Origin of the sequence: Burkholderia sp. Tr-862 (genome assembly GCF_011753085.1) — a bacterium.
GTDB classification, from domain to species: Bacteria; Pseudomonadota; Gammaproteobacteria; order Burkholderiales; family Burkholderiaceae; genus Burkholderia; species Burkholderia ambifaria.
In genome coordinates, this window is record NZ_VWWG01000298.1 from 1 (window position 1) to 3486 (window position 3486).

The 3486-nt window shown below is 69.9% G+C and carries 4 protein-coding genes; 1 reads left to right on the forward strand and 3 read right to left on the reverse strand.

Features of this window, described 5'->3' with window-relative positions:
- A partial coding sequence (locus tag F3J14_RS34030) for a LysR family transcriptional regulator (RefSeq protein ID WP_166726641.1) occupies positions 1–208 on the reverse strand: 208 nt, incomplete at its 3' end.
- 99 nt (positions 209–307) lie between these two features.
- On the opposite strand from F3J14_RS34030, the gene F3J14_RS34035 reads away from it, so the two are divergent.
- On the forward strand, positions 308–1288 hold the full coding sequence (locus F3J14_RS34035) for an NAD-dependent epimerase/dehydratase family protein (protein ID WP_166726642.1): 981 nt from the start codon (positions 308–310) through the stop codon (positions 1286–1288).
- A gap of 76 nt (positions 1289–1364) precedes the next feature.
- On the opposite strand, the gene F3J14_RS34040 is transcribed toward F3J14_RS34035, so the two are convergent.
- Both F3J14_RS34040 and F3J14_RS34045 read right to left on the reverse strand, forming a co-directional pair.
- A complete protein-coding gene (locus F3J14_RS34040; RefSeq protein WP_166726643.1) occupies positions 1365–2066 on the reverse strand; it encodes a DUF2848 domain-containing protein in 702 nt (233 codons plus the stop codon).
- A 48-nt stretch (positions 2067–2114) separates the two neighbouring features.
- A complete protein-coding gene (locus tag F3J14_RS34045) occupies positions 2115–3434 on the reverse strand; it encodes an MFS transporter (protein ID WP_012366442.1) in 1320 nt (439 codons plus the stop codon).
- Between the last annotated feature and the right edge of the window lie 52 nt (positions 3435–3486).

Below are 3486 nucleotides of genomic sequence, written 5' to 3' on the forward strand. Positions count from 1 at the left end.
TGCGCAGCGCGAGGGCCGCCTCGGTCGGCAGCAGCCCCGACGGCGAGCGCGTGAACAGCGTCTGGCCGAATGCGGTCTCGAGCGCCGCGACGTGGCGGCCGGCCGTCGGCTGCGTGATGCCGAGCGCGCGTGCCGCGCCCGACAGCGAGCCTTCCGTCAGCACGGCCAGGAAGGTGCGGTAGCGTTCCCAGTTCAGATCGATGGTCATACATAAATGTATAGCTGATCCATCGAGTTCGGCAATTCCTTATTAGGCGGCCGAGCGCCAGAATGCGTGCCGTCAACGGTTCATACACGGAGAACGGCAATGACGGCGAACGCAGGCGGGACGCAACGACAGGCACTCGTGCTCGGCGCGAGCGGAGGCATCGGCGGCGAGGTCGCGCGTCAGTTGCGCGATGCCGGCTGGCAGGTGCGCGCGCTCAAGCGCGGGCTCGACGCCGGGACGGTGGAGCGCGACGGGATCGTATGGATGTGCGGCGACGCGCTCGACCGCGAGACGGTAGTCCGCGCGGCGCGCGGCTGCAGCGTGATCGTGCATGCGGTGAACCCGCCCGGCTACCGGAACTGGAGCGCGCAGGTGTTGCCGATGATCGACAACACGATTGCGGCGGCGACGGCGGCGCAGGCGACCGTCGTGCTGCCGGGAACCATCTACAACTACGGCCCCGACGCGTTTCCGGTATTGCGCGAAGAGGCACCGCAGCATCCGACGACGCGCAAGGGCGCGATCCGCGTCGAGCTGGAGCAGCGGTTGCAGGCGGCGACCGCGCAGGGCGTCCGCACGATCATCGTGCGGGCCGGCGATTTCTTCGGGGCGCACGCGGGCAACAACTGGTTCGGGCAGGGGCTCGTCAAGGCAGGGCGGCCGGTTGCATCCATCAGCGTGCCGGGCCGGCCGGGCGTCGGCCATCAATGGGCGTACCTGCCGGACGTCGCGCGCACGATGGTCGAGCTGATCGAGCGGCGCGACACGCTGGAGCCGTTCGCGCGCTTTCATCTCGGCGGTCACTGGGACGCGGACGGCACGCAGATGGCGCAGGCCGTGCGTCGCGTCGCGCAGCGGCACGGGATGCGGCCGACGGTGCGGCGTTTCCCGTGGTGGCTCGTGTGGGTCGCCGCGCCGTTCGTCACGACGATGCGCGAGATGATCGAGATGCGTTACCTGTGGCGCGAGCCGCTCCGGATGGACAACGCGCGGGTGACGGCGGTACTGGGCCGCGAGCCGGTGACGCCGCTCGATACGGCCGTGGAGGCGGCGCTGGCGGGGCTCGGGTGCTTGCGATGACGGCGGGCGGCGAAGGCGAGTGGCAGGCCCGCATGCGGTTGATGCCCTTCATTGCCGGCGCACCCGCCACGCTTCGTCACGCCACGACCGGCAACGCCTCGACAACATATCGGTGCCGCAGGCTGCTTCCGAGCACCGGATCGTGCAGTTCCATCTCGAACGCGTCACCGTCGCCCATCGCCGCGATCGCGCCGTGCACGGCGACGGTACCGCCGAACATCGCGCAGCGTGCGGGCATCGTGCGCCGGTCGTCGAAGCGCTGCCACAGCACCTCCGGCGCGAGCAGTCCGCTGAGCGCACCATGCTGATACGCGACGCGTTCGCCGCCGGGCCTGACCAGCCACGAACGCATCTCGATCGCGTCCCAGTGATCGGCGATGTCCGCTTGGCGCCAGGCATCGCGGCCGAGCGGTTTCGCGCACACCTGTTTCGACACCGCGACGCCGTAGGCCTCGACTTCCCGATCCGTATGATCGGAACCGACCGTCACCAGCGTGCCGGCCGGGCTGTCGATCAGCACGCACTCGATCTCGCCGCCCGAGCGCACGCCGAGCACCTCGATCGACGGCGCCTGCGTGAGCAGCGCGGACGACACGCGATAGAAACACGGCGTGGTCGACGGCGGCGCGACGCTGAGTGCCGCGAGTTCGTCGATATGCGCGCGGATCGCTTCCGGATCGCGGCCTGCCCAGCCGGCGATCACGACGCGTTCGATCTCGACGTCGACCTGTGCCGGCGCGCCTTGCAGGGACATCACGTTGAACGACAGGGCTTGCATGCGGGTATCCGTTTGAAGTGCAATGAATGAGGTGGTCGACCGGAGCGCTCAGTCCGCGAGCGGACGGTGCGCGGTCTCGCGCGCGGCGAGCAGCGCGATCGAGGTCACGACGAGCGCCGCGGTAACGTACAGCGACACGGCCGTCGTCGTCCCCGTCTGGCGGAACAGCGTCGCGATCACGAGCGGCGCGAAGCCGCCGCCGACGATGCCGGCGAGCGTGTACGCCAGTGACGAGCCTGCATAACGAACGCGCGTCGGGAACTGCTCGGTGACGAACGCGCCTTGCGGGCCGTACATCACCGCATGGATCACGAGGCCGATCGCGACGGCCGCGACGATCGCACCCGGCCGCGCCGTGTCGAGCATCGTGAAGAACACGAACGCCCACACGATGCCGGCGATCGCGCCGGCGAGGTACACCGGACGGCGCCCGAAGCGGTCCGACAGCGCGCCGAAGAACGGCACCGCGAGCGCGTTGCAGGCCGTGCCGACCATCACCGCCGTCAGCGCGACGGGGCGCGACAGATGCAGCACGGTCGTCACGTAGGTCAGCGTGAACACGACGATCAGCGCATACAGCACGTCGGAGCCGATGCGCGAGCCGCCGGCGATCAGCAGGCGCCGCCAGTGGCATTTCAGCACTTCGGCGACGGGCACTTCGGCGGTCGCATGCGACTCGGCGAGTTGCTCGAACTGCGGCGTTTCGTCGACGCCGCGGCGCAGCCAGAAGCCGAACACGACGAGCAGCGCGCTGGCCGCGAACGGCACGCGCCAGCCCCACGACAGGAAGGTGTCGGACGTGGTGGACAGCGTCACCAGCGCGATGCAGCCGGTGCCGAGCAGCGTGCCGAACGACGGGCCCATCTGCGTCCACGACGCGGACAGCCCGCGCCGCTTCTGGTCGCCGTGCTCGACCGACAGCAGCACCGCGCCGGCCCATTCGCCGCCGAGCGCGACGCCCTGCACGAAGCGCAGCGCGACGAGCAGGATCGGGCTCAGGATGCCCGCCTGCGCATAGGTCGGCAGCGCGCCCATCAGCGCCGTCGTCACCCCCATCAGCACGAGCGTGAGCATCAGCACCGCGCGGCGGCCGATGCGGTCGCCGAGGTTACCGAACACGAAGCCGCCGAGCGGACGCGACACGTAGCCGACCGCATAGGTCGAGAACGCGAGGATCGTGCCGGCCAGCGGGTCGACCGACGGAAAGAACAGATGATTGAAGACGAGCGCGGCGAGCGTGTTGTAGATCGTGAAGTCGTACCACTCGAGCGACGTGCCGATCATGCTCGCGGACGCGAGTCGGCTGTTGCGGACACGGCGGGGTGCGTGGGCGGCGGGCTGGGCGAGGGTGCTCATGGTGTCGGGCATGTCGTGAAGGATGACGGGGGGACGCGCGCGGGCCGATGCGTCACCCGCGTGC

Excerpts from the sequence above, each read along its gene's own strand:
- F3J14_RS34045 (WP_012366442.1), bottom strand. The coding sequence starts at position 3,434 with ATGCCCGACACCATGAGCACCCTCGCCCAGCCCGCCGCCCACGCACCC.
- F3J14_RS34035 (WP_166726642.1), top strand. The coding sequence starts at position 308 with ATGACGGCGAACGCAGGCGGGACGCAACGACAGGCACTCGTGCTCGGC.
- F3J14_RS34040 (WP_166726643.1), bottom strand. The coding sequence starts at position 2,066 with ATGCAAGCCCTGTCGTTCAACGTGATGTCCCTGCAAGGCGCGCCGGCA.